This is a genomic window from Bradyrhizobium sp. (assembly GCF_049586575.1).
GTDB lineage: Bacteria > Pseudomonadota > Alphaproteobacteria > Rhizobiales > Xanthobacteraceae > Bradyrhizobium.
In genome coordinates, this window is record NZ_JBAVCF010000158.1 from 1 (window position 1) to 25,803 (window position 25,803).

Sequence of the window (25,803 nt, forward strand, 5' to 3'; positions counted from 1 at the left end):
CCTGATTACCTGGGCGCGCACCGGTTCGCTGATGTGGATGACGTTTGGCCTTGCGTGCTGCGCGGTCGAGATGATGCAGGTGTCGATGCCGCGCTACGACGTCGAGCGCTTTGGCTTTGCGCCGCGCGCCTCGCCGCGGCAATCCGACGTAATGATCGTGGCGGGCACGCTGACCAACAAGATGGCGCCGGCGCTGCGCAAGGTTTACGACCAGATGCCGGAACCGCGCTATGTGATCTCGATGGGATCATGTGCCAACGGCGGCGGTTATTATCACTATTCCTACTCGGTGGTGCGCGGCTGCGACCGCATCGTGCCCATCGACGTCTACGTGCCCGGTTGTCCACCCACAGCGGAGGCGCTGCTGTACGGCATTCTGCTCCTGCAGAAGAAAATCCGGCGCACCGGAACCATCGAACGCTAGGGTTTTAGGGTATGGACGACGGCAGGCTTGACGCTCTGGGGCAGACGATCGTTGGCGCGCTCGCGGGCGCGGCGACCGGCCACTCCGTGGCCTTCAATCAGTTGACGGTGGATGTGGAAGCGGCGCGGATCGTCGATGTCGTCCGCTACCTCCGCGACGATCCCGCCTGCCGCTTCGTCAACCTGACCGACGTGACGGCGGTCGACTATCCCGGCCGCGAGAAGCGATTCGATGTGGTCTATCACCTGCTGTCGCCGACGCTGAATGCGCGCATTCGCCTGCGTGCGGAGGCCGACGAGACGACCCAAGTGCCCTCGATCATCGACGTTTTTCCGGGCTCGGACTGGTTTGAGCGCGAGACCTACGACCTCTATGGCGTGATCTTTGTCGGACATCCGGACATGCGGCGGCTGCTGACCGATTACGGTTTTGACGGTCATCCCTTGCGCAAGGACTTTCCGCTCACCGGCTTTGTCGAGGTTCGTTACGACGACCAGGAGAAGCGGGTGCTGTACGAGCCGGTCCGGCTCAATCAGGAATTCCGGAAGTTCGATTTTATGTCGCCGTGGGAGGGAGCCGATTATCCGCTTCCCGGTGACGAAAAAGCGAAAGCGGAGCCGAAGCCATGAACGAGCAGCCGCAAAACCTCCGTAACTTCACCATCAATTTCGGGCCGCAGCATCCGGCTGCGCACGGCGTGCTGCGCCTGGTGCTCGAACTCGACGGCGAAGTCGTCGCCCGCGTCGATCCCCATATCGGGCTGCTTCATCGCGGCACGGAAAAGCTGATCGAGCACAAGACCTATTTGCAGGCGATTCCTTATTTCGACCGGCTCGACTACGTCGCGCCGATGAATCAGGAGCACGCGTTTTGCCTTGCGGCGGAAAAGCTGCTCGGCATCGAGGTGCCGCGCCGCGCCCAGTTGATCCGCGTACTCTACTGCGAGATCGGCCGCATCCTGTCGCATCTTCTCAACGTCACAACGCAGGCGATGGACGTCGGCGCGCTCACCCCGCCGCTGTGGGGGTTTGAGGAGCGCGAGAAGCTGATGGTGTTTTACGAGCGCGCCTCCGGCTCGCGCATGCATGCGGCTTACTTCCGCATCGGCGGCGTGCATCAGGACCTGCCGCCCAAGCTGATCGACGATATCGATTCCTGGTGCGATTCCTTCCCGACAGTGGTCGACGATCTCGAAACGCTGCTGACGGGAAACCGTATCTTCAAGCAGCGCAACGTCGATATCGGCGTGGTCTCGCTGAAACAGGCGTGGGAGTGGGGATTCTCCGGCGTGATGGTGCGCGGCTCCGGCGCGGCCTGGGATTTGCGTAAAGCCCAGCCTTACGAATGCTACGCCGAAATGGATTTCGACATTCCGATCGGCAAAAACGGCGACTGCTACGACCGTTACTGCATCCGCATGGAAGAGATGCGCCAGTCCGTGCGTATCATGAAGCAGTGCATCGCCAAGCTGCGGGCGCCTGACGGGCAGGGGCCCGTCGCTATTCAGGATAACAAGATCTTCCCGCCGCGCCGCGGCGAGATGAAGCGCTCGATGGAAGCGCTGATCCATCATTTCAAGCTCTATACCGAGGGCTTTCACGTGCCGGCCGGCGAGGTTTACGTCGCGGTGGAAGCGCCCAAGGGCGAGTTCGGCGTCTATCTCGTCGCCGACGGCTCTAACAAGCCCTACAAGTGCAAGATCCGCGCGCCGGGCTTTGCGCACCTGCAGGCGATGGATTTCATCTGCAGGGGCCATCTGCTCTCGGACGTGTCGGCCATTCTGGGCTCGCTCGACATCGTATTCGGAGAGGTCGATCGGTGATGATCGCGCCGCCGCCCATTCAGTTCGACCGCGCTTCGGGGGCTCTTGAGGGGGCCAACCTGTGGGAGCGGACGGCCGCGTTGGCGCTGGTGACAGGATCGAAGATATCTTCGCATTTTTCGCACCGCGGCTACAACGGCTGCGCCAATCTGCTGCGCAAGACGCTGCCGGAGCGCAACATCGCGATCAAGCTCAACGAGGATGCAACGTTCGAGTTTCCGTACGGCGACGGATACTGGAGCAAGCTGCTCGACCGCTCGTATCGCTACGAAGACGAACTCGAGTTGCTGTTCCGGCATTCGACCGATGTCGACTACACCCTGCTCGATTGCGGCGCCAATTACGGCTACTGGTCGGTGCTCGCGACGAGCAAACCATACGGTTCGCATAAGGCGATTGCCATCGAGCCATCGTCGGAGAACTTCGGCAAGCTCGCCAACAACGCCGAGGTCAATGGCAATCGTTTCGAGATCTTGAAGTGCGCCATCGGCGCCACCAAAGGGACCGCGCAGCTGTCCGGAACCAAGCACGAGAAATTCAGCATTGCGGGCGCGCCTGGAAGCGGCTCCGAGACCGTCCCGGTGATGGCGCTCGACGATCTTCTCAATGACGGCAAGATCTCGCCGGGCGGAAAATATCTCATCAAGCTCGACGTCGAGGGCGTCGAGATCGAGGCCATCAAGGGCGGCGCGCGGTTGCTTCAAGGCGACAGCGTGATCATGTGCGAAGAACACGGCAGTGATCCCAACCACACCGTGTCGCGCTACATTCTCGATCAGACGCCGCTCAAGCTCATCGTCCACGATCCCGTTTCGAATCGCCTTGAAACCGTGAGCGAGCCTTCGATCCTGGATCGCATCAAGGTTTCATCCCACATCGGTTATAACGTCTTCGGCACCGCGAGCGCGTTCTGGCAGCAACGAATTGCTGCCTTGAACGCCAGCGCCGCGCGCCGGATGCAATGAGAGACTGAGCACGATGTCCGTCCGCCGCCTTGCACCCAAAGAGGTCCAGCCCGCCAGTTTCACGTTCACGCCGGAAAATCTGGCGTGGGCGAAAGAGCAGATCGCCAAATACCCGGAAGGCCGCCAGGCCTCGGCGGTGATTGCGATCCTGTGGCGGGTTCAGGAACAGCACGATGGCTGGGTTTCGGAAGCGGCGATCCGCGCCGTCGCGGATCTGTTGTCCATGCCCTACATTCGCGTGCTGGAAGTGGCGACCTTCTACACGATGTTCCAGTTGCAGCCGGTCGGCAAGAAGGCGCATGTCCAGGTCTGCGGCACGACGCCGTGCCGGCTGCGCGGCGCCGCCGATCTCATCGATCTCTGTCAGAGCCGGATCCACCACGATCCCTTCGAACTGTCGAAAGACGGCAATTTCAGCTGGGAAGAAGTCGAGTGCCTCGGCGCCTGCGTGAATGCGCCGATGGTCCTGATCTGGAAGGACACCTACGAAGACCTGACCAAGGAAAGCTTTGGCAAGGTGCTTGACGGCTTTGCCTCGGGCAAGCCGCCAAAGCCCGGGCCGCAAATCGATCGCCAGTTCTCCGCGCCGGTGGGAGGGCCGACCACGCTGAAGGAAGTGACATGAGTCACGCCCTTCAGTCGGCCATCGCCGATTTCGTTTCGCCGCCGTCCATTCGTTGATCCCCGGAAAGTCTGACCATGCTTGAGGACAAGGACCGCATCTTCAAAAACCTTTACGGCCTCCACGATTGGGGCCTTGAGGGTGCGCGCCGTCGCGGCGCCTGGGACGGCACCAAGGCGATCATCGACAAGGGACGCGACTGGATCATCAACGAGATGAAGGCGTCGGGTCTGCGCGGCCGCGGTGGCGCGGGCTTTCCGACCGGGATGAAGTGGTCCTTCATGCCGAAGGAATCCAAAGATGGACGCCCGAGCTATCTCGTCGTGAATGCCGACGAGTCAGAGCCCGGTACCTGCAAGGACCGCGAGATCATGCGGCACGACCCGCATTTGCTGGTCGAGGGTTGCCTGCTCGCGAGCTTCGCGATGGGAGCGCATGCCTGCTACATCTATGTGCGCGGCGAATTCATCCGTGAGCGCGAGCACCTGCAGGCCGCTGTCGATCAGGCCTACGAAGCCAAGCTGATCGGCAAGGACAACGAGAACGGCTGGCCGTTCGACCTCTATGTGACCCATGGGGCTGGCGCCTATATCTGCGGCGAAGAGACCGCCCTTCTGGAGAGCCTCGAAGGCAAGAAAGGCCAGCCACGGCTGAAGCCGCCGTTTCCGGCCAATGTCGGCCTGTTCGGCTGTCCGACGACGGTCAATAACGTCGAGTCGATTGCGGTTGCCCCCGACATCCTGCGGCGCGGCGCAGCCTGGTTCGCAGCCATCGGTCGGCCGAACAATGTCGGCACCAAGCTGTTCTGCATTTCAGGTCACGTCCAGCGTCCCTGCAACGTCGAAGAGGCCATGGGGATTCCATTCCGCGAATTGATCGAGCGCCATTGCGGCGGCGTTCGCGGCGGCTGGGACAATCTGAAGGCGGTCATTCCCGGCGGCTCGTCGGTGCGCATGGTGCCGGCCGACCAGATCATCGATACGCCGATGGATTTCGACAGTCTCGGCAAGTTGCGCTCCGGCCTCGGCACCGCGGCCGTGATCGTGATGGACAAGTCGACCGACCTGATCCGGGCGATCGCGCGCATCTCCTATTTCTACAAGCATGAGAGCTGCGGCCAGTGTACGCCCTGCCGCGAGGGCACAGGCTGGATGTGGCGGGTGCTGACGCGCATGGCGGAAGGCCGTGCCCATAAGCGCGAGATCGACATGCTCTTGGAAGTCACCAAGCAGGTCGAAGGCCACACCATTTGCGCGCTCGGCGACGCGGCCGCCTGGCCGATCCAGGGACTGATCGCGCATTTCCGTCACGAGATCGAAGAACGGATCGCTCAATATTCGCACAAGGCCGATCTCGACGATCAGGGGGTTCTCGACCCCGCGCATATGGTCGCGGCGGAGTAGGATTGATGTCGCAGCCCGCCACATTCTGGCAGAAATATGGGACGCTCGCGCAGATGGCGCAGGCGACCGTTGCGCTGCTGGGCTTTGTTGCCATCCTGTTTCAGATTAACGAAATCCGCTCCAACAATCGCGCCGCCAGCGCACGGCAGGCATTTCTGGCTTACACGGATTTGGCGTTTAAGAATCCAAAGTTCTCCGCGCCCGATTACGATGCGATCAGGAAAGCCAGCCACGACCAGCAAGTCCAATACGAAAGCTTCGTCTCGTATTTTCTCTATGCCTGCGAGGAAGCCTTTGGCGCTTTTGCCGATCGGCGCGAGTGGCTCGCCTCCTGCGACTACGACCTGAAGCCGCATTTGCCGTTTCTCTGCGAGAAAAATCACGCCGAACCCGGCTATCTCGCGACCTACGGTACGATCACCCAGGACTGGGTGAGGACATCCCTGAAGTCAGCTGGTGTCACGCCGCCGGACTGCAAGCTCGGAAAGAGTTGAGACAGCAATGACCAAACTCATTGTCGACGGCAAAGAAATCGATGTTCCCGCCGAATATACGCTGTTGCAGGCGTGCGAAGCGGCCGGCGCCGAGATTCCGCGATTCTGCTACCACGAGCGGCTTTCGATCGCCGGCAATTGCCGGATGTGCCTCGTCGAGGTGAAGGGTGGCCCGAAGCCGGTGGCAAGCTGCGCCTGGGGCGTACGCGATTGCCGTCCGGGTCCAAAGGGCGAGCCGCCGGAAATCTCCACCCGTTCGCCGATGGTGAAGAAGGCGCGCGAAGGCGTGATGGAGTTTCTGCTGATCAACCATCCCCTGGACTGCCCGATTTGCGACCAGGGCGGGGAATGCGACCTTCAGGATCAGGCGATGGGCTACGGCGTCGACACGTCGCGCTTCGCCGAGAACAAGCGCGCGGTCGAGGACAAATATCTCGGCGCATTGGTGAAGACCTCGATGAACCGTTGCATCCAGTGCACGCGCTGCGTTCGCTTCTCGGCCGAAGTCTGCGGCGCGCCGGAAATGGGCGCGACCGGCCGCGGCGAGGACATGGAGATCACGACCTACCTCGAGAGCGCGCTGACCTCGGAATTGCAAGGCAATCTCGTCGACATCTGCCCGGTGGGCGCGCTGACCTCAAAGCCTTACGCCTTCGCCGCGCGCCCATGGGAGTTGGGCAAGACCCAGTCCGTCGACGTGATGGATGGCGTGGGCTCCGCCATCCGCGTCGATACCCGCGGCCGCGAGGTGATGCGGATCCTGCCGCGCATCAACGAAGCGGTGAACGAGGAATGGATTTCCGACAAGACCCGCCACATCGTTGATGGCCTGCGCACGCAGCGGCTTGACCGTCCCTACATTCGCGAAAACGGCCAGCTTGGCGCCGCCTCATGGCAGCAGGCCTTTGCGGCCATCGCCGCCCGGATTTCCCGGACCGACGGCAAGCGGATCGGCGCGATCGCCGGCGATCTCGCGGCCGTGGAAGAGATGTTTGCACTGAAAGAGCTGCTGGCGAAATTCGGCTCGGTCAATCTCGCCGTGCAGGGAGGTGATGCCTTCGATCCCAAAGCGGGGCGCGCGTCCTATATTTTCAATCCGACCATCGCCGGCATCGATCAGGCCGACGCGCTTCTGATCGTGGGTTCGAACCCTCGCAGGGAAGCCGCCGTTCTCAATGCGCGCATCCGCAAGCGCTGGCGCACCGGCTATCTCAAGGTCGGCGTGATCGGCGCGCGGGCGGATCTGGTCTATGCCCATGACTATATCGGTGCAGGGACGGAATCGCTTGGCGACCTCGCCGCCGGCAAGCATTCCTTTGCCGACGTTCTGAAGAACGCTGAGAAACCGATGGTGCTGGTCGGCGCCGATGCATTCACGCGGCACGACGGCGCGGCAGTGCTGGCGCGGGCCGCGAAGCTGGCGCTCGACATCGGCGCGATCAAGGATGGCTGGAACGGCTTTGCGGTGTTGCAGAACACCGCTTCGCGCGCCGGCGCGCTCGATGTCGGCTTTGCCCCGGGGGCAGGCGGGCTGAATACTGCGCAGATGACCACATTCGGCACGCTGGACGTGCTGTTCCTGCTTGGCGCGGACGAAGTGAAGGTGCCGGACGGTACGTTCGTCGTTTATATCGGCACCCACGGAGACGCTGGTGCGCATCGCGCCGATGTCATCCTGCCGGGCGCGGCCTACACCGAAAAGTCCGGCATCTTCGTCAATACCGAGGGCAGGGCCCAGATGGCCAACCGGGCGGGCTTTCCTCCCGGAGAGGCGCGGGAAGACTGGGCGATCATCCGCGCGCTCTCGGATGTGCTGGGCAAGAAGCTGCCTTACGACTCGCTTGCGGCGCTGCGTCAGGCAATCTTCAAAGCGGTGCCGCACCTGATGCGGCTCGATCAGATCGAGGCCGGCAACGCGGCCGACCTCAAGACGTTCGCGAGCCGCGGCGGCGACCTCGAGAAGGTGCCGTTCAAGGCGTCTGTGGGCGACTTCTATCTGACCAATCCGATCGCGCGCGCCTCTGCCGTGATGGCGGAATGCTCGCGGCTTGCCTCCGGGCACATGCTGACGGCAGCGGAGTGAACTGATGGCCGAATTCTGGACCAGTACGTTGTGGCCGCTGATCATCATGGTTGCCGAGAGCCTGTTGCTGCTCGTCGTGCTCTTGATCGCGATCGCCTACATCCTGCTTGCCGATCGCAAGATCTGGGCGGCGGTGCAGATCCGGCGCGGCCCCAACGTGGTGGGTCCATGGGGCCTGTTCCAATCCTTTGCCGATCTTCTCAAGTTCGTGCTGAAGGAGCCGATCATTCCGGCCGGCGCCAACAAGGGGGTGTTCCTGCTGGCGCCGCTGGTCTCCTGCGTGCTCGCGCTCGCGGCCTGGGCGGTGATCCCGACCAGTCTCGGCTGGGTGATCTCCGACATCAATGTCGGCGTGCTCTACATCTTCGCGATCTCCTCGCTGTCGATCTACGGCATCATCATGGCCGGCTGGTCGTCGAATTCGAAATATCCGTTCCTGGCGGCGCTGCGCTCGGCGGCGCAGATGGTCAGTTACGAGGTCTCGATCGGATTCGTCATCATCACGGTGCTCTTGTGCGCCGGCACGCTGAATTTGTCGGGCGTGGTCGAGGCGCAGAATGCCCGTGGCCTTGCCAGCCTGATCGGGCTGCCGCGGCTCACCATCCTGAACTGGTATGTGTGGCCGCTGTTTCCGATGTTCGTCGTGTTCTACGTCTCGGCGCTCGCGGAAACCAACCGCCCGCCATTTGATCTCGTGGAAGCGGAGTCCGAACTGGTCGCCGGGTTCATGGTCGAGTACGGCTCGACGCCTTATCTTCTGTTCATGCTGGGCGAATATGTCGCGATCACCACGATGTGCGCCATGGCGACGATCCTGTTCCTGGGCGGCTGGCTGCCGCCGGTGAACTTGCCGCCCTTCACCTGGGTGCCCGGGATCATCTGGTTCGCGCTGAAGCTGTTCTTCATGTTCTTCATGTTTGCAATGGCGAAGGCCATCGTGCCGCGCTACCGCTACGACCAGTTGATGCGGCTTGGCTGGAAGGTGTTCCTGCCGCTGTCGCTCGCCATGGTGGTCATCGTCGCGGGCGTGCTGCAATTGGCGGGGATTGCGCCGAAATGAGGTCGCTATGAGTATCAACATCAACGCTACCGCCCGCTCGCTCCTGCTGTCGGAATTCGTATCGGCGTTCTTTCTCGCCATGCGCTATTTCTTCAAGCCGAAGCCGACGCTGAATTACCCGTTCGAAAAGGGGCCTATCTCGCCACGGTTTCGCGGCGAGCATGCGCTGCGCCGCTATCCGAACGGCGAAGAGCGTTGCATTGCCTGCAAGCTCTGCGAGGCGATCTGTCCGGCGCAAGCAATCACGATCGAAGCCGGCCCGCGGCGCAACGATGGCACGCGCCGCACGGTGCGCTACGACATCGACATGGTGAAGTGCATCTATTGCGGGCTGTGCCAGGAGGCCTGTCCGGTCGATGCGATCGTTGAGGGGCCGAATTTCGAATTCGCGACTGAGACGCGCGAGGAGCTCTATTATGACAAGGCGAAGCTGCTCGCCAATGGCGACCGCTGGGAGCGTGAAATCGCTCAGTCGATCGCGCAAGACGCGCCGTACCGGTGAGGTGAGGAACGTGGTTTCGGAGACGCACCTATTCGCCATGCGCACAGTCTGCTCTCTTCCCCCTTGTGCGGGAGGGAATGCAGGGGCGTTCGTGGACGGGAGTTTGGCATGATCCTTCCGGCCCTGTTCTTTTATCTGTTCGCGGGCATCTGCGTGGCCTCCGCGGTCATGGTGATTGTCTCGCGCAATCCCGTGCACTCCGTGCTGTTCCTGATCCTCGCCTTCGTGAACGCCTCCGGCCTGTTCGTGCTGATGGGAGCGGAATTCCTGGCGATGATTCTGGTCGTCGTTTATGTCGGCGCGGTCGCGGTGCTGTTCCTGTTCGTGATCATGATGCTCGACGTGGATTTTGCCGAGCTGCGCGAGGGCTTCATCGAATATCTTCCGGTCGGGCTGGTGATCGGCGGCATTTTCCTCGCCGAACTGCTTCTGGTCGGCGGCGGCTGGGTGATCAGCCCCAACGTCGCCAAGTCGATTACGTCCGCGATCCCGGCCAATGTCAGCAACACCGAAGCGCTCGGCCTCGTGCTCTATACGAAATACATCCACTACTTCCAGATCGCCGGCATGGTGCTCCTGGTCGCGATGATCGGCGCGATCGTGCTGACGCTGCAGCACAAGGCGAGCGTCAAGCGGCAGGATATCAACGTACAGAATGCGCGGACCCCCGAACTCGCGATGAGCGTCCGCAAAGTGGCTTCCGGACAGGGCCTGCAGGACGCGGATGCGGCGGAGTGGGTGCAATGACGATCGGTCTTGGACATTATCTCGCGGTCGGCGCCATCCTGTTCACGCTCGGGATTCTCGGCATTTTCCTCAACCGCAAAAACATCATCGTCATTCTGATGTCGATCGAGCTGATCCTGCTCGCCGTCAATATCAACCTTGTGGCTTTCTCGACGTTCATCGGCGACATCGTAGGCCAGGTGTTCGCGCTTCTGGTGCTGACGGTGGCAGCAGCCGAAGCCGCGATCGGGCTCGCGGTTCTGGTGGTCTATTTCCGCAATCGCGGCTCCATCGCGGTTGAAGACGTCAATCTGATGAAGGGCTAACGCTCCACATGATCCAGGCAATCGTTTTTCTGCCGCTGATCGGCGCCATCATTGCGGGAGCGATCTCGATATTTGGTGCGCATGCGCGTAATCCGAGCGGCGACGAGGTCGAACATCACGGTGACGCGCACGGCGCCGATGCCCACGCGACTGAGGCCCATGACGACGATCATGGTCACGACGATCATCATGCGGTCGAGCCGGCGGCTGTGGGGTCACGCGCCGCTGAACTGATCACCACGGGGCTGCTGCTGCTGGCGGCCGGCTTGTCGTGGGCGACCTTGATCGACGTCGGTTTCTATCACCATGACGCCAGGATCGCGTTGTTCCCCTGGATCAATTCGGGTGACCTTCAGGTGTCGTGGTCGCTGCGGGTCGACACGCTGACCGCGGTGATGCTGGTCGTGGTCAATACCGTGTCCTCGCTCGTCCATCTCTATTCGATCGGCTATATGGACGAGGACCCGTACCGGCCGCGGTTCTTCGCCTATCTCTCGCTGTTCACCTTCGCGATGCTGATGCTGGTGACCGCGGACAATCTGGTGCAGCTGTTCTTCGGCTGGGAGGGCGTGGGTCTTGCGAGCTATCTGCTGATCGGCTTCTGGTACCAGAAACCGTCGGCGAATGCGGCGGCGATCAAGGCCTTCGTGGTCAACCGGGTCGGCGATTTCGGTTTTGCGCTCGGCATCTTTGCCATTTTCATGCTGATTGGGTCGATCGATTTCGAGACCATTTTCGGGGCGGCTCCTGGCCTCACCGGAAAAACCATCGACTTTTTCGGCTGGCACGCCGACGCGCTGACCCTGACCTGCCTGCTGTTGTTCATGGGGGCGATGGGCAAGTCGGCGCAGTTCCTGCTGCACACCTGGTTGCCCGACGCGATGGAGGGTCCGACGCCGGTCTCCGCGCTGATCCACGCCGCGACCATGGTGACCGCCGGTGTCTTCATGGTCGCGCGGCTGTCGCCATTGTTCGAATTGGCGCCGAACGCGCAGGCGTTCGTCATGTTCATCGGCGGGACGACCGCGTTCTTCGCCGCGACCATTGGCCTCGTCCAGAACGACATCAAACGCATCGTCGCTTATTCGACCTGTTCGCAGCTCGGCTACATGTTCGTGGCGATGGGAGCAGGGGCCTATTCCGTTGGCATGTTCCACCTGTTCACCCACGCCTTCTTCAAGGCGCTGTTGTTCCTGGGGTCAGGCTCGGTGATCTACGCCATGCATCACGAGCAGGACATCCGCAACATGGGCGGGCTGTGGCGCAAGATTCCCTACACATTCGCGGTGATGAGCATTGGCACGCTGGCGCTGACAGGCTTTCCGATGTTCGCCGGCTACTTCTCCAAGGACGCGATCATCGAGTCCGCTTATGCCTCTCACAATACGTTTGCGACCTACGCCTACTTCTTGACGGTCGTCGCCGCGGGCCTGACGTCATTCTATTCCTGGCGGCTGATCTTCAAGACCTTCTTCGGCGAGCCGCATGACCAGGAGCATTATGAAGCGGCCCATGAGAGCCCGCTGTGGATGCTGGTCCCGATCGGCGTGCTCGCGGTCGGATCCATTCTCGCGGGCTTTCCCTTCAAGGAGCTGTTCACGAGCCCGCACGGCGTCGAGGAGTTCTTCCGCGAGTCCGTCAAGATGAACCCGCACATCCTCGAAGACATGGAGCAGATGCCATATCTGTTGGGGCAACTGCCGACCGTGATGATGCTGATTGGTCTGGCGGTCGCCTATCTGTTCTACATTCGCCGGCCGTATCTGCCGGTCGAGTTGGCCAGACAGCAGCCGCTGCTGTACCGGTTCCTGCTCAACAAGTGGTATTTCGACGAGCTCTATGACCTGATCTTCGTTCGCCCGGCGAAGTGGATCGGACATTTCCTCTGGAAGGTCGGCGACGGCAAGATCATCGATGGGCTGGGCCCGGACGGTGTGTCGGCGCGCGTGCTCGACGTGACGCGGAACGCGATCAAGCTTCAGACCGGTTATCTCTATCACTATGCCTTCGCGATGCTGATCGGCGTGGCCGGCTTCATCACCTGGTTCATTTTTGGCGTGGGAGGCTAGCCGATGACGACCTGGCCCATTCTTTCGGTCGTTACCTTCCTGCCGACGGTCGGTGCGCTCCTGGTTTATCTCGTCAGGGGAGACGACGACGCGGCGCGGCGCAACGTGCGCTGGATCGCGCTCTGGACCACGCTGGTGACGTTTGCGGTGTCGCTGATCCTGGTCATGCGCTTCGATCCGGCGCAAGCGGACTTCCAGTTCGTCGAGAAGGCGCCGTGGCTTGCCAACGCCATCAACTATCACATGGGCGTGGACGGCATTTCACTGCCGTTTGTGATCCTGACCACCGCCTTGATGCCGTTTTGCATCCTGGCGAGCTGGAAGTCGGTCACGTTGCGGGTGCGCGAATACATGATGGCGTTTCTGCTCTTGGAAACGCTGATGGTCGGGACCTTCTCGGCGCTCGACCTCGTACTGTTCTACCTGTTCTTTGAAGGCGGCCTGATCCCGATGTTCCTGATCATCGGGGTATGGGGCGGACCGCGCCGGGTCTATGCCTCCTTCAAATTCTTCCTCTACACGTTCCTGGGCTCCGTCCTGATGCTGCTCGCGATCATGGCGCTGTACTGGAATGCCGGCACCACCGATATCCCGACCTTGATGCATACGGCGGTCCCGCGCTCGCTGCAGACGTGGGCGTGGTTCGCGTTCTTTGCATCCTTTGCGGTGAAAATGCCGATGTGGCCGGTTCATACCTGGCTTCCGGATGCGCACGTCGAAGCGCCGACCGCAGGCTCGGTGATCCTGGCCGCCATTCTCCTGAAGATGGGCGGCTATGGTTTCCTGCGCTTTTCACTGCCGATGTTTCCGCTGGCGTCACATGAATTCGCGCCGCTGATTTTCGCGCTCTCGGTGATCGCGATCATCTACACGTCACTGGTTGCCTTGATGCAGGAAGACATGAAGAAGCTGATCGCTTATTCTTCGGTGGCTCATATGGGCTTCGTCACCATGGGAATCTTCGCCGGCACGACGCAAGGCGTCGCGGGCGGCGTCTTCCAGATGATCTCGCACGGCATCGTGTCCGGCGCGCTGTTCCTCTGCGTCGGCATCGTCTACGACCGGCTGCATACCCGCGAGATCGCCGCCTATGGCGGACTGGTCAACCGGATGCCGCTCTATGCGCTGGTGTTCATGGTCTTCACCATGGCCAATGTCGGCCTGCCCGGCACCTCCGGGTTTGTCGGCGAATTCATGACCCTGATCGGTACGTTCAAGGTCTCGATTCCGACCGCAGTTTTGGCGACGACCGGCGTGATCCTGTCGGCGGCCTATGCGCTGTGGCTCTATCGCAAGGTGGTGTTCGGCTCGCTGGTCAAGCCGTCGCTTGCCACCATCAAGGATCTAACATTCCGCGAGAGCCTGACGCTGATGCCGCTGGTGGCGCTTACCATCCTGTTCGGGTTCTACCCCAAGCCGGTGCTCGACATGTCGGCGAGCTCGGTGCAGCAACTCGTCAATAACTACAATACCGCAGTGACGGCCGTGAAGGCTGCATCGCTAGCACACTAAGACTGGACAGAGTGCCATGAGCTTTGAGAGCGCAGGTTATCAATTGCTGCCCGTACTGCCGGAGCTCGTTCTGGCGGTGGGCGCCATGGCGCTGTTGATGCTCGGCGCCTATCAGGGCGCGCGCACGACGGGCCTGATCACCGCGCTTGCAGTCATCCTTCTCGTGATCGTGGGCGTGCTGGAGCTGACGCTGCCGGCTGGCAAATTGACCACCTTCAACGGCAGCTTCATCGTCGACGACTTCGCCCGTTTCCTGAAGATTCTGGCGCTGATCGGCTCTGGCGCCACGCTTATCCTGTCGACGGAGTTTCTGGCCGACCCGTCCCGTCGCATCTTCGAATATTCCATCCTGGTCCTGCTTTCGACGCTCGGCATGATGATTTTGATCTCGGCCGGCGATCTCATCATGCTCTATCTCGGGCTTGAGCTGATGAGCCTTGCGCTCTACGTGGTCGCCGCCTCCAACCGCGACGACGCTAAATCGACCGAAGCCGGCCTGAAGTATTTCGTTCTGGGCGCGTTGTCCTCGGGCATGCTGCTTTACGGCGCTTCGCTGATCTATGGCTTTACCGGCACGGTCAGCTTTGCCGGCATCGCGGCCGCGGCCAAGACCGGCAGCATCGGCATCGTGTTTGGCATCGTGTTCCTGCTGGCCGGGCTTTGCTTCAAGGTTTCGGCGGTGCCGTTCCACATGTGGACGCCCGACGTCTATGAAGGCGCGCCGACGCCCGTCACGGCGTTCTTTGCCTCCGCCCCGAAGGTCGCGGCGCTCGCGGTCTTTACCCGCGTGGCGCTGACGGCTTTCCCCGGCATCATGTTGCAATGGCAGCAGATCGTGGTGTTCGTTTCGATCGCGTCGATGGCGCTGGGGTCGTTCGCGGCGATCGGCCAGACCAATATCAAGCGCCTGATGGGCTATTCTTCGATCGGGCACATGGGCTTTGCGCTGGTCGGCCTCGCCTCCGGTACGGCCGAAGGCGCCCAGGGCGTACTGGTCTATGTCGCGATCTATGTGGCGATGACGCTCGGCAGCTTCGCGGTCATCCTAGCCATGAAGCGCAACGGTCGGCACGTCGAAAACATCAGCGATTTTGCGGGCCTCTCCCGCACCAATCCGCTGCTCGCTTTCTTTTTCGCCATGCTGCTGTTTTCGCTGGCCGGTGTTCCGCCACTCGCAGGCTTCTTCGGCAAATTCTATGTGTTCGTCGCGGCGATCAAGGCTGGACTGTTCACGCTCTCGGTCATCGGTGTGCTGACCAGCGTGATCGGCGCCTATTATTATCTCTCGATTGTCAAGGTGATGTATTTCAGCGAGCCCCTGGAGGAACTCGATCCGGTGCGCGTGGAACTGCGCGCGGTGCTGGGGGTGGCGGGCCTCTTCAATATCTTTTTCTTTGTTTATCCCGGACCGCTGGTGAGCATGGCTTCAGCAGCGGCGAAATCACTTTTTTAAATGGCATTCACGCTCGGACCGCATGCTCAATCGGCCGGTTATCGACTAGCAACTTTCGATCAGATCGGCTCGACCAATTCCGAAGCCATGGCGCGGGCGCGTGCCGGCGAACGCGGACCGATGTGGTTTGTCACGACAGAGCAGACTGCCGGCCGTGGGCGGCGGCACCGGCCGTGGATTGCGCCGCGGGGTAACCTCGCCAGCAGCGTCCTCGAAACCATCGAGGTTGCGCCCGCGGTCGCAGCAACGCTCGGCTTTGCGGCCGGCCTTGCGTTGGAGGCCGCACTTCGAGCCGTAGCCGGCCCCGCCTCGGTCGGGTTTTCGCTGAAATGGCCGAACGACGTGCTGGCCGGGCAATCGAAACTCACCGGTATCCTGCTTGAGGCAGAGGTGATACCGGGCAAGGGCCTTGCGGTCGCAGTCGGCATGGGCACCAACGTCGTTGCCGCGCCGGAAGGGACACCAACCCCTGCGACCTCGCTCAAGGCGCTCGGACTTGAGACCAGCGCGGAACAGCTTTTCACAGCCTTGTCGGACAGTTGGGTCGAATGCCGCGGTATCTGGGACGAGGGCAAGGGATTCGGCGAAATCCGGCGGCGCTGGCTGGCGCTCGCGGCGGGACTCGGACAGCCTGTCGCGGTTCATACCGGAAATACCACAGTGTCCGGCATTTTCGACACCATCGATGACACGGGCTGCATGATCGTAAGAACTTCGACCGGCGACAGAGTCCCGATTTCGGCCGGTGACGTGCATTTCGGTGCGGCTGCTTCCGCGGGAGCCGCCTGATGGCGCAGGAAGGCGAATTCACATTTGCGCCGTTGGGCGGCGTCGGCGAGATCGGCATGAACCTGTCGATCTATGGCTTCGGCAATCGCCGGCAGCGGGCGTGGCTGGCGGTCGATCTCGGCGTTTCCTTCGGCAACGAGGAGCATCTTCCGGGCATCGACACCATCATGCCCGATATCTCCTTTCTCGTGAAAGAACGGAAGAATCTGGTCGGGCTCGTGCTGACGCATGCGCACGAAGATCATTTCGGCGCCATCATCGACCTCTGGCCAAAGCTGAAATGCCCGGTCTACGCCACGAAATTCAGCGCCGCACTGTTCGAAGCCAAATGCGCTTCCGAGCGCAATCCGCCGAAGATCCCGGTGACCGTCGTGCCCTCGGGCGGACGGATTGAGCTCGGTCCCTTCGGCGTCGAGTTCATCCCGGTGGCGCACTCGATTCCGGAATCGCACGCCTTGGCGATTCATACGCCGGCCGGAGTGGCCCTTCATACCGGCGACTGGAAGCTCGATCCGACGCCGGTCACGGGACCGCCAACGGATGAGCGCCGGTTGCGTGAGCTCGGTGATAGCGGCGTTCTGGCTTTGATCGGCGATTCCACCAACGCCGTGCGAGACGGCCGTTCACCGTCGGAAACCGAAGTCGCCAAGACCATCACCGAACTGGTGAAGGCGGCCAAAGGCCGGGTCGCCGTGACGACATTTGCGTCGAATGTTGCGCGGCTGCGCGCCGTTGCCGATGCCGCGCGGCATTCCGGGCGTGAGGTGGTAGTAGTCGGACGCGCCATGGAGCGCGTCGTTCAGGTCGCGCGCGAAACCGGCCATCTCGACGGGGTGCAGAATTTTCGCGGGCCTGACCTCTACGGTCATTTCCCGCCCGACAAGGTGCTGGCGCTATGTACCGGCAGCCAGGGCGAGCCACGCGCGGCGCTGTCGCGCATCGCCAATGACGATCATCCGCAAGTAACGCTCAACAAGGGCGACTGCGTGATCTTTTCTTCGCGCACCATCCCCGGCAACGAGAAGGCGGTAGGCGCAATCATCAATGGCCTGATCACACAGGGGGTCGAAGTCATCACCGACCGCACTCATCTCGTGCATGTGTCGGGTCACCCGCGCCGCGACGAATTGAAGGACATGATCGGCTGGGTGCGTCCGCAATTGCTCATTCCCGTTCATGGCGAAGCGTTGCATCTGTTTGAGCACGCCAAGCTGGCGCGTTCGGTGGGCGTTCCCAAAGTGCTGATCTGCCGCAACGGCGATCTGGTCAAACTCGGCCCTGGTGAACCCGGCATTATCGAGGAGTTGCCCTCGGGCAGGCTCTACAAGGATGGCAATATCCTCGAGGATTCCAAGTCGCGCGCCGTTATCGAGCGGCGGCGCATGGCGTTCGCAGGGTGCGCCTTCGTTGCCATCGTGGTGGACGAAAAGGGCGAACTCGCCGATGACCCCGAGATCGAGCTGATCGGAATCCCCGAAAAGAACATGGCGGGAGAGGTTATCGACGAAATCGTGTTCGACGCCGTGGTCTCGACCGTGGAGGGGCTGCCGCGTGCGCGGCGGCGCGATCCCGACGCCTTGGCAGAGTCGGTCCGCCGGACCGTGCGCGGGTCCGTGAATGAGCATTGGGGAAAAAAGCCGTTGTGCTTCGTTCACGTGCTCACGGTCTAATTCGCCGGGTTTTTGCCGCCAAGCCGAACGGATCGGGCCGGTTTTGCGAAGGTCGCATCGCCAAGCTATAACAAGGCAGGAGAAGTGCGATGTTAGGCCGGCTCAATCACGTGGCAATTGCGGTCAAGGACGCCGAGAAGGCAGCTGAAATCTACGGCGCCGCGTTCGGCGCCGAGATCTCAGCGGCGGTGCCGCTGCCGGAGCACGGCGTCATCACCGTTTTTGTCACCTTGCCCAACACCAAGATCGAATTCATTCAGCCGTTGGGCAAGGCGTCGCCGATCGCCAAGTTCCTGGAGCGCAATGCCGACGGCGGCATTCACCACATCTGCTACGACGTGCCTGACATCATCGCCGCGCGCGACCGGCTGATCGCGGAGGGCGCTCGGGTACTCGGCGACGGCGTTCCCCGGATCGGCGCGCACGGCAAGCCCGTGCTCTTCCTGCATCCGAAGGATTTTTCCGGCGCACTTGTCGAAATCGAACAGGCTTGATTCCATGGCCTACACCATCTCAACCGGGTTTGCGATTTACTTCGTCCTGTGGTGGCTCGTGCTGTTCCTGACGTTGCCATTTGGTATTCGGAGCCAGCATGAAGATGGCGGCGGTAGTCCCGGCACCGACCCGGGCGCGCCGGTCGCCAGCCGGATGGGACGCAAGCTGATCTGGACGACGGTATTGTCCGCTGTGTTTTATGCCGCCGGCATGGCCGCTTACTACGAGGGTTTTCTGAACGTCGAGCGAATGTCGAAGATGATGGGTTTGCCATTCTGAACGCGTTCAGTAGGGCGCGTCATTCGTTATTGGGGGAAAAGATGTGGTTTCAGCGGATCATTTCCGGGCTACTGGTGCTTGCCATCGCCGGGCTTGCGGTCGCCTTGTATTTGGACTTCAGAATCAACACCCAGCTTCAAACGATGAAGAGCTTTGTCGAAGGTTACGTATTTGCCGATGCCGTTGCGGCCTGTGAAAAGGCGTCAGCCGCCACGCCTTTCAAATGGAACGGCGGCGCCAATACCAGGGTGATTGGCCTGAACTCGGTAAAGCTCGACAAGTACAACATCGTCTCGAGTTACACCCTGTTTGCCGACGGCGAGTTTTGCGACTTCGATCCGATCAGGAAGAAGGCCAATATCGGGTCGAACTTCCTCGAGCGAGAGTGATCGGCGCTCGGAAATTTTCGGCTAGTGTCCCGGTTCTGACATCGTACGGGGTCGCGGCGGGCGCTTTTGCGAATGTCAGAACCAAAGCCACACCAGCATCCGTATGATTCTAGTGTGGCTTTGACTCTGACGTTCCTTCGAAGGACTCGCGGCAAAACCAAGAGGAACGTCAGTGTCGCCACCCTAGTGGAAAATAAAAAAGGAGCAGGGCTTCGAAAGCCCTGCTCCAAAAATTGTGTCGACCCTGTTTTCCCGTATCGTTGGTTGGTTTTGATTGACGGGGCGACGCTGCTTTTGCGCGTCAGGGCTCCTCCCGAGACTTGGACCACCAGACATCGGCCTCGCGACCGGTCTGAGGCCGACAGTCGTAGACCATAATTCCAGCCGTGTCATCCGCTTCGGTAACGAATGTTCAAAATTGCAGCATGCTGTGAAATGAATGGAATTTCGGCATTTGAAACTCAAATGATGGTATTTTGGTAGTCGATCGAGGGGCGGGATCCGGAGGCCGCCCGGCCCCCTCGGAGCGCGCCTCAGTGCATATGCGCAGCCATATCGTTCGCCGGCGGCATGATGCCGAGCAGGCCAACGATGCAGACGATCGTGAGCCCCAAGGCGATCTCGACCAGCGCGCTCCGAACGAGCTTTTGGACCGTACCGGCGGCCTGGTCCGCTCCGAGGTGACGGGAAAGCCGGGGCAGAAGGTATTGCCGGTTGACACCGGCCAGAGACACCATGGCCGCGAATAGCACGACCTTGGACAGCAGCAGGCGTCCGTAGCCGGTGTCGATCAGGCTGTGCATGCCGCCCAGCAAGAACGCGGCGTTGATGATGCCGCTGACAAGCAAGACTCCGACGGCGAGAATGCCGAGAGTGGAAAAGCGGCTTCCGGCACGGGCTGCCGCCAACGCCCAGCCGTCTTCCCGGAATCGGCTGAGATAGACGAGCAAGAGAACGAGCGGGATCAGAGCGCCAAGCCAGAGGCCGGCGGCAATCAAATGCAGGCAGTCCGCGGCCAGATGGATGTCTTGCCAGGACCCGAGACCTTCCGTTCCATGCCCTGCAAAGGCCAGGGAACCGAGATAGGCGCTGGCGAACAATGCGGAGAGGAGCCTCAGGCCGTGAGCGATCCGGGTGTTGCCTGCCGTCCGCGACAGCAACAGGCTTGCCGCCAAGAGCCCGCCAAACAACAATCGCAGTTGCCAGGCGAGGCCGAATTGCGTTTGGGACAACACCAGCCAGACCGTGCCGTCGGCGATGACATCGTCGAAACCCTTGTGACCGATCCGCATGGATAACAGGCATAACCACGCCAGCGCCGACGCGATCGACACTGCGAGGCTGACCCAGAGGACTTTCCCGGCCGACGATCGAAAGGAAGCCCGTGTCGAGCCGAACGGTGGCTTCATTCGCCAGATCGGTGGGACGATGAGTAAGTCAAAAAAGATGATCCCCGCGACGATCACCGTCGATGCCAGGTGAAAATCCCGCACGATGACAAGCGGATCGATCAACATGCCCTCCATGGCGCGCGGAATTCCGGGCAAACGATTGACCAGCGCCCCGCAAGGGACGATGGCTGGTGCGCAGAAATGGGCCTAAGCCGCCCGCGCCATCTCATTTTTCAACCTGAAAAGTGAAGTTGCCTTCGGTCGAATGGGTATCCTTGGACAGCACATGCCAGTGAACCCTGTACGTTCCCGGCGGCAATGCCTTCAGGCCGATCCGCATAGTGGTTGCGTTGACTTTCGGCTTGCCTTGATCGACGCGTGCACCATTGGCATCGCTCACCTCGACCTCACTGAAGGCGGCTTCGATATTTTGCGAGAAAAATAGAACAACCTCTTTCGGTGCTGCCGGCGTCGTGCTTCCGACCCGCGGTTCGGCGTGGTCGAGAAAGGCGTGGGCGTGAGCGGCGGTCGCGGCCGCGAGTGTGAGAAGAGCCGTCACTGCAAGAGTTGAGATGCGCATTTGGATTGCCTCAGAAGGTCATTTTGCGGGGAGTGGTCGGGCTGGCCCCGAACAGGGGCTGTCCAAAGGTGGATGGGAACATGTCGTCGAGATAGAGGTGCAACTGGCCGAGAACGCCGACCCCGGTGCCACTGGCGCGATTGACCGGGATCATGGCCTCGAGCCCGACCTGAAAATGGCTTCCGACCCAGATGACGCCGGGATTGACGGTGCCGGTGGTCGTGTAGGGATTGCCGAAATTGTTGGCGACTGGCGTACTCAGGCTCAACTCGATGACTGGAATCAGATGGTTGATGAAGTCGGGAAGCCCAAGATCGACGATCTCCGATTTCAGATAGGACATGCTGTATTGCAGCGAGGCGCCATAGACGAGCTGCTGTGGGATGAAGACGTTCTGGGTGAAGTCAAAGGAGCTGGTGGGGATCTCATAGCCAACCTGTCCGGTCACCGCGAACGCGCGGAACCAGGAAAAGCTCGATGGCAGATCGCCAAAACCCTTTCCGAAATAAATCGTCGGCGTCACCAGACTATAGTCTGTAGCCAAACCTGAACCGGTGGAACCGGTTCGTCCCCAGTCGACGATCACGCCTGAGAGGATCGCCAGCTCATGCTCGCGATCCCTGAGAATTTGATACTGTAATGTGGTTTCGAGATTTTGAAACCCTTGGGTCAAGGTACCATCAGCCTGACGAATGGACGTCCAGTCCTGGCCCACCGATATGCCGAAATTCTCGGTGATCCGCTTGGAGATTTCGCCCGAAAAATCCCACGCGGTCGCAGGCGGGAAATCCCCGGTCTTGGACCATGAGACGGTGGGCAGCGATAACTCGTCGGCGACGCAGGGATCGTCGGTCGCAAGTGTCGCCGGAAAGAAGCGGGCGCCAACGAAGCAGTGGGCGAAGGCATCGGTACTGAATGCGGCGGCAACGCCCGCAAGTGCAAGGGTAGGCAGCAAGTGTCGAGACATGAGGATTTCCCCGGTCCGAAAACGTGAACGCAAGTTTGGACGGCCCACCTGGGCCGGATTGCATCACGCGCTCAGCGGAGGACCTCTCGGACGGGCGGCCGAGTACGGGGATGCCGAAGGCAGGCGCAGCGCGCGCCCAGACTGACGTAATTTGCGAAACTCGCGGTCGGCGAACGCAGCGGTTACGGGCGCTTGCGCATCAAGAAGATGAAATGCCCCTGAAAAGCATTGCAGGCAATGTTGACGCGCGGGGTGCTGTTTCTGATCGGCAGGCGCAATTGGGCTGCTGTCCGCGTTATGCAGACAAAGTTGAGAGAACGAGATTTCGTCGAGGACGGATGCCTGGGCGGCCTGGCTTCCCAATACCGTCAGCAGCGGCTGCATGACCAGCGCATAGATCGCAAGCACGCCGACCAGCCTTCGCCAGAACGGTCGCCGCTTCAAACTTGCTTGATCTGGTCCGGTTTGCATGCTGACAAGCGTATGTTGCTATACAGGGTCCGGGACGGGTTAAGTTCCGACCTGCTTGAAGGTCGATTCGAGCAGGCTTGACCAAACGCACCGCGGAACCTTCGTGGTCAGTATAGTAGGCGGGTCAGGTGTGGCAACCCCGACCGTGCCGTCCTTGTGGCGGCGCCCGCGAAAAGAAAAATTGGCAGACACGGAATATCTCATGAAAAAGATCCTCGGCATGCTTTCAGGTATCGTGCTTATGGCCGTTCTTATTGCTGCGCCCGTTCGCGCCGATGAGGTCAAGGCCGGCGATCTCGTCATCACGCAAGCCTGGAGCCGCGCGACGCCCGGCGGCGCCAAGATCGGCGGCGGCTATCTTACCATCGAGAACAACGGCAAGACGGCCGACCGGCTTGAGGGTGGCACCGCGGATATTGCCGGCAAGATCGAAGTGCATGAGATGTCGATGGATAACGGCGTCATGAAAATGCGTCCTGTGGAGAGAGGCCTGACCATCGATCCCGGCAAGACGGTCAAGCTTGCGCCGAGCGGCATTCACCTGATGATCATGGATCTGAAGGCGCCGTTGAAACAGGGCGAGAAAGTGCCCGTCACGCTCAACTTCGAAAAGGCCGGCAAGGTCTCGATTGTGCTCGACGTCGGCGGCATCGGCGCCATGGGCCCCGCGGCAGCGGGGACGTCACCTGGTCAGATGGACATGAAGAAGATGCCCGGCATGAAGATGTGATAACCGGCCGCAAAACGACCGGAAATTCGCTTTTTGTCGGCGGTTTTTACGAGCCCGCGCCCTTGTGTTTTGCCATCCGATCCGGTTTGACTGCCGCAATTCCGCAACCCGGACCGATTCTCTCAGGTAGACCCATGCGATTGTCGCGTTTCTTTCTTCCCATCCTCAAGGAGAATCCGAAAGAGGCGGAGATCGTATCGCACCGCTTGATGCTGCGCGCCGGCATGATCCGGCAGGAAGCTGCCGGCATCTACGCCTGGTTACCGCTGGGCTTGCGCGTGTTGAAGAAGATCGAGCAGATCGTGCGCGAGGAGCAAAACCGCGCCGGTGCGCTCGAACTCTTGATGCCGACGCTGCAATTGGCCGATCTCTGGCGCGAGAGCGGCCGCTACGACGCTTATGGCCCCGAAATGCTGCGCATTGCCGACCGGCACAAGCGGGAGTTGCTGTACGGGCCGACCAACGAGGAAATGATCACCGAGATATTCCGCGCCTATGTCAAGTCGTACAAAAGCCTGCCGCTCAACCTCTACCACATCCAGTGGAAGTTTCGCGATGAGCAGCGGCCGCGTTTCGGCGTCATGCGCGGGCGGGAATTCCTGATGAAGGATGCCTATTCGTTCGATGTCGATGAGGCCGGCGCTCGGCGCGCCTATAACCGTATGTTCGTTGCGTATTTGCGCACGTTCGCGCGAATGGGATTGAAGGCGATCCCGATGCGCGCCGAGACCGGGCCGATCGGCGGCGATCTCAGCCACGAATTCATCGTGCTGGCGGAGACCGGGGAGTCCGGCGTCTTTTGCGACCGCGATGTGCTCGACCTTCCGGTGCCGAACGAGCGTGTCGACTATGACGGCGATCTGACGGCGATCATCAAGCAGTGGACCTCGGTCTATGCGGCGACTGAAGATGTTCACGACGCCGCGCGCTTTGAGCGCGAAGTGCCGGCCGAAAAACGCGTGCACACGAGGGGCATCGAGGTCGGCCAGATCTTCTATTTCGGCACCAAATATTCCGAGCCGATGAAGGCAATGGTGGCGGGCGCTGACGGCGCCGAGGTTGCCGTTCACGGCGGCTCGTACGGTGTCGGCGTTTCAAGGCTGCTGGGCGCCATCATCGAGGCCTGCCATGACGATGCCGGTATCAAATGGCCGGAGGCGGTGGCTCCGTTCAAGGCGGTGATCTTGAATTTGAAGCAAGGTGCGGCAGATACCGACGGTGCCTGCGAACAACTCTACCGAGAGCTGACCGCCAAAGGCGTCGAGGTTCTCTACGACGACACCGATCAGCGCGCAGGCGCGAAATTCGCGGCGGCCGATCTCATAGGTATCCCCTGGCAGATCCTCGTCGGTCCGAAAGGCCTTGCCGAAGGCAAGTTGGAGCTCAAGCGCCGCAGCGACGGCGCGCGCGAGAATTTGAGCGCGCCGGAAGTGGTGGCGCGGCTAAGCTGATTTGAGATTATCCACCGCAGGCCAGGCGGGAATATCGGCCACAATTGGCCCGAATCGTGTGAAAATTGGACATGGACCAAGCCATGAGCGAGCCCGTTCAAACCCCACCTTTTGCGCCATTCGAATGGCTGCTGTCTGGACGCTATTTGCGGGCGCGCCGCAAGGAAGGATTCATCTCGGTCATCGCCGGGTTCTCATTCCTGGGCATCATGCTCGGCGTGGCCACGCTGATCATCGTGATGGCCGTGATGAACGGCTTCCGCAAGGAACTGCTCGACAAGATTCTCGGCCTCAACGGTCATCTTCTGGTGCAACCGCTGGAATCGCCGCTGACCGACTGGAAGGACGTCGCCGATCGAATCAACCAGGTGCCGGGCATCCGGCTCGCCGCCCCCGTCGTGGACGGACAGGCGCTGGCGTCATCGCCCTTCAATGCGTCCGGGGTTTTCGTTCGCGGCATTCGCGCCGACGATCTCAACAACCTCACCTCGATCGCCAAGAACATCAAGCAGGGCACGCTCGAGGGATTTGACGAAGGGCAGGGCGTTGCCATCGGCCGCAGGCTCGCCGATACGCTGTCACTGCATGCCGGCGACAGCGTGACGCTGGTGGCGCCGCGCGGAGCGGTGACCCCGATGGGTACGACGCCGCGCATCAAGCCCTACAAGATCACGGCCGTGTTCGAGATCGGCATGTCGGAATACGACGCAAGCTTCGTGTTCATGCCGCTCGCCGAAGCGCAGGCCTATTTCAACCGCAACAACGACGTCACCGCGATCGAGGTATTCACCAACAATCCCGACAAGATCGAGGCGTTTCGCAAGAGCGTGACGGAGGCGGCGGGACGACCGGTGTTCCTTGTTGATTGGCGGCAGCGCAACTCGACATTCTTCAACGCGCTCCAGGTCGAGCGCAACGTGATGTTCCTGATCCTGACCCTGATCGTCCTGGTCGCGGCGCTCAACATCGTGTCGGGCCTCATCATGCTGGTGAAGGACAAGGGCCAGGACATCGCGATCCTGCGCACCATGGGCGCCTCACAAGGCGCGATCATGCGGATTTTCCTGATCACCGGCGCTTCGATCGGCGTGGTCGGCACCTTGACGGGCTTCGTCGTCGGCCTGGTCATC

The 25,803-nt window shown here is 61.2% G+C and carries 27 protein-coding genes; 23 read left to right on the plus strand and 4 right to left on the minus strand.

Annotated elements, in window-relative coordinates:
• From WB528_RS05810 to WB528_RS05905, 20 genes are all read left to right on the plus strand, one after another.
• The coding region (locus tag WB528_RS05810) for a NuoB/complex I 20 kDa subunit family protein (protein ID WP_423887474.1) at nucleotides 1-424 on the plus strand (424 nt) is incomplete at its 5' end.
• A gap of 11 nt (nucleotides 425-435) precedes the next feature.
• A complete protein-coding gene (locus WB528_RS05815; RefSeq protein WP_423887475.1) occupies nucleotides 436-1,053 on the plus strand; it encodes an NADH-quinone oxidoreductase subunit C in 618 nt (205 codons plus the stop codon).
• Nucleotides 1,050-2,246, plus strand: a complete 1,197-nt coding sequence (locus tag WB528_RS05820; RefSeq protein ID WP_423887476.1) for an NADH-quinone oxidoreductase subunit D — start codon at nucleotides 1,050-1,052, stop codon at nucleotides 2,244-2,246. The genes WB528_RS05815 and WB528_RS05820 overlap by 4 nt, the downstream gene beginning before the upstream one ends.
• A 2-nt stretch (nucleotides 2,247-2,248) precedes the next feature.
• On the plus strand, nucleotides 2,249-3,211 hold the full coding sequence (locus tag WB528_RS05825) for an FkbM family methyltransferase (RefSeq protein WP_423887498.1): 963 nt from the start codon (nucleotides 2,249-2,251) through the stop codon (nucleotides 3,209-3,211).
• Between the two features lie 13 nt (nucleotides 3,212-3,224).
• Nucleotides 3,225-3,836, plus strand: coding sequence for an NADH-quinone oxidoreductase subunit NuoE (gene nuoE, locus WB528_RS05830; RefSeq protein WP_423887477.1), 612 nt, complete (start codon nucleotides 3,225-3,227; stop codon nucleotides 3,834-3,836).
• 74 nt (nucleotides 3,837-3,910) lie between these two features.
• On the plus strand, nucleotides 3,911-5,236 hold the full coding sequence (gene nuoF / locus WB528_RS05835) for an NADH-quinone oxidoreductase subunit NuoF (RefSeq protein ID WP_423887478.1): 1,326 nt from the start codon (nucleotides 3,911-3,913) through the stop codon (nucleotides 5,234-5,236).
• A gap of 5 nt (nucleotides 5,237-5,241) precedes the next feature.
• Nucleotides 5,242-5,730 carry a hypothetical protein gene (locus WB528_RS05840; RefSeq protein WP_423887479.1) on the plus strand — a complete coding sequence of 163 codons (489 nt, stop codon included), beginning with the start codon at nucleotides 5,242-5,244 and terminating at the stop codon, nucleotides 5,728-5,730.
• Nucleotides 5,731-5,737: 7 nt separating this feature from the next.
• Nucleotides 5,738-7,813 carry an NADH-quinone oxidoreductase subunit NuoG gene (gene nuoG, locus WB528_RS05845; protein ID WP_423887480.1) on the plus strand — a complete coding sequence of 692 codons (2,076 nt, stop codon included), beginning with the start codon at nucleotides 5,738-5,740 and terminating at the stop codon, nucleotides 7,811-7,813.
• A 4-nt stretch (nucleotides 7,814-7,817) separates the two neighbouring features.
• The gene (gene nuoH, locus WB528_RS05850; protein WP_423887481.1) at nucleotides 7,818-8,873 is read left to right on the plus strand and encodes an NADH-quinone oxidoreductase subunit NuoH; all 1,056 of its coding nucleotides are present in this window, start codon (nucleotides 7,818-7,820) and stop codon (nucleotides 8,871-8,873) included.
• Between the two features lie 13 nt (nucleotides 8,874-8,886).
• On the plus strand, nucleotides 8,887-9,375 hold the full coding sequence (nuoI, locus tag WB528_RS05855) for an NADH-quinone oxidoreductase subunit NuoI (protein ID WP_422255282.1): 489 nt from the start codon (nucleotides 8,887-8,889) through the stop codon (nucleotides 9,373-9,375).
• A gap of 108 nt (nucleotides 9,376-9,483) precedes the next feature.
• A complete protein-coding gene (locus WB528_RS05860; protein ID WP_423887482.1) occupies nucleotides 9,484-10,122 on the plus strand; it encodes an NADH-quinone oxidoreductase subunit J in 639 nt (212 codons plus the stop codon).
• Entirely contained in the window at nucleotides 10,119-10,427 is a 309-nt protein-coding gene (nuoK, locus tag WB528_RS05865) for an NADH-quinone oxidoreductase subunit NuoK (protein ID WP_423867316.1), read from the plus strand. The genes WB528_RS05860 and nuoK overlap by 4 nt, the downstream gene beginning before the upstream one ends.
• Nucleotides 10,428-10,435: 8 nt before the next feature.
• Nucleotides 10,436-12,496: an NADH-quinone oxidoreductase subunit L gene (gene nuoL / locus WB528_RS05870; RefSeq protein ID WP_423887483.1), complete on the plus strand. Its 2,061-nt coding sequence runs from the start codon at nucleotides 10,436-10,438 to the stop codon at nucleotides 12,494-12,496.
• Between the two features lie 3 nt (nucleotides 12,497-12,499).
• Nucleotides 12,500-14,008, plus strand: coding sequence for an NADH-quinone oxidoreductase subunit M (locus WB528_RS05875; RefSeq protein ID WP_423887484.1), 1,509 nt, complete (start codon nucleotides 12,500-12,502; stop codon nucleotides 14,006-14,008).
• Between the two features lie 16 nt (nucleotides 14,009-14,024).
• Nucleotides 14,025-15,461, plus strand: a complete 1,437-nt coding sequence (gene nuoN / locus WB528_RS05880; protein WP_423887485.1) for an NADH-quinone oxidoreductase subunit NuoN — start codon at nucleotides 14,025-14,027, stop codon at nucleotides 15,459-15,461.
• The gene (locus WB528_RS05885; RefSeq protein WP_423887486.1) at nucleotides 15,462-16,250 is read left to right on the plus strand and encodes a biotin--[acetyl-CoA-carboxylase] ligase; all 789 of its coding nucleotides are present in this window, start codon (nucleotides 15,462-15,464) and stop codon (nucleotides 16,248-16,250) included.
• On the plus strand, nucleotides 16,250-17,920 hold the full coding sequence (locus tag WB528_RS05890) for a ribonuclease J (RefSeq protein ID WP_423887487.1): 1,671 nt from the start codon (nucleotides 16,250-16,252) through the stop codon (nucleotides 17,918-17,920). The genes WB528_RS05885 and WB528_RS05890 overlap by 1 nt, the downstream gene beginning before the upstream one ends.
• Before the next feature lie 89 nt (nucleotides 17,921-18,009).
• The gene (gene mce / locus WB528_RS05895) at nucleotides 18,010-18,414 is read left to right on the plus strand and encodes a methylmalonyl-CoA epimerase (protein ID WP_423887488.1); all 405 of its coding nucleotides are present in this window, start codon (nucleotides 18,010-18,012) and stop codon (nucleotides 18,412-18,414) included.
• Nucleotides 18,415-18,418: 4 nt separating this feature from the next.
• Nucleotides 18,419-18,694 (plus strand): DUF1467 family protein, encoded by a 276-nt coding sequence (locus tag WB528_RS05900; RefSeq protein ID WP_423887489.1) that lies wholly within the window; start codon nucleotides 18,419-18,421, stop codon nucleotides 18,692-18,694.
• A gap of 41 nt (nucleotides 18,695-18,735) precedes the next feature.
• A complete protein-coding gene (locus WB528_RS05905; protein WP_423887490.1) occupies nucleotides 18,736-19,083 on the plus strand; it encodes a hypothetical protein in 348 nt (115 codons plus the stop codon).
• 533 nt (nucleotides 19,084-19,616) lie between these two features.
• Here WB528_RS05905 and copD read toward each other — a convergent pair.
• The 4 genes from copD to WB528_RS05925 all read right to left on the minus strand — a co-directional run bounded on the left by copD (nucleotide 19,617) and on the right by WB528_RS05925 (nucleotide 22,429).
• Entirely contained in the window at nucleotides 19,617-20,609 is a 993-nt protein-coding gene (copD, locus tag WB528_RS05910) for a copper homeostasis membrane protein CopD (protein ID WP_423887491.1), read from the minus strand.
• Between the two features lie 91 nt (nucleotides 20,610-20,700).
• The gene (locus WB528_RS05915) at nucleotides 20,701-21,054 is read right to left on the minus strand and encodes a copper resistance CopC family protein (protein ID WP_423887492.1); all 354 of its coding nucleotides are present in this window, start codon (nucleotides 21,052-21,054) and stop codon (nucleotides 20,701-20,703) included.
• 10 nt (nucleotides 21,055-21,064) lie between these two features.
• Nucleotides 21,065-22,021 carry a hypothetical protein gene (locus tag WB528_RS05920; protein WP_423887493.1) on the minus strand — a complete coding sequence of 319 codons (957 nt, stop codon included), beginning with the start codon at nucleotides 22,019-22,021 and terminating at the stop codon, nucleotides 21,065-21,067.
• A gap of 63 nt (nucleotides 22,022-22,084) precedes the next feature.
• On the minus strand, nucleotides 22,085-22,429 hold the full coding sequence (locus WB528_RS05925; protein ID WP_423887494.1) for a hypothetical protein: 345 nt from the start codon (nucleotides 22,427-22,429) through the stop codon (nucleotides 22,085-22,087).
• Between the two features lie 265 nt (nucleotides 22,430-22,694).
• Between WB528_RS05925 and WB528_RS05930 the strand changes: the two genes are divergently transcribed.
• The 3 genes from WB528_RS05930 to WB528_RS05940 all read left to right on the plus strand — a co-directional run.
• Nucleotides 22,695-23,222, plus strand: a complete 528-nt coding sequence (locus WB528_RS05930) for a copper chaperone PCu(A)C (protein WP_423887495.1) — start codon at nucleotides 22,695-22,697, stop codon at nucleotides 23,220-23,222.
• 134 nt (nucleotides 23,223-23,356) lie between these two features.
• Nucleotides 23,357-24,673, plus strand: coding sequence for a proline--tRNA ligase (proS, locus tag WB528_RS05935; RefSeq protein WP_423887496.1), 1,317 nt, complete (start codon nucleotides 23,357-23,359; stop codon nucleotides 24,671-24,673).
• Between the two features lie 71 nt (nucleotides 24,674-24,744).
• Nucleotides 24,745-25,803: lipoprotein-releasing ABC transporter permease subunit (locus tag WB528_RS05940; RefSeq protein WP_423887497.1), on the plus strand; the 1,059-nt coding region annotated here is incomplete at its 3' end.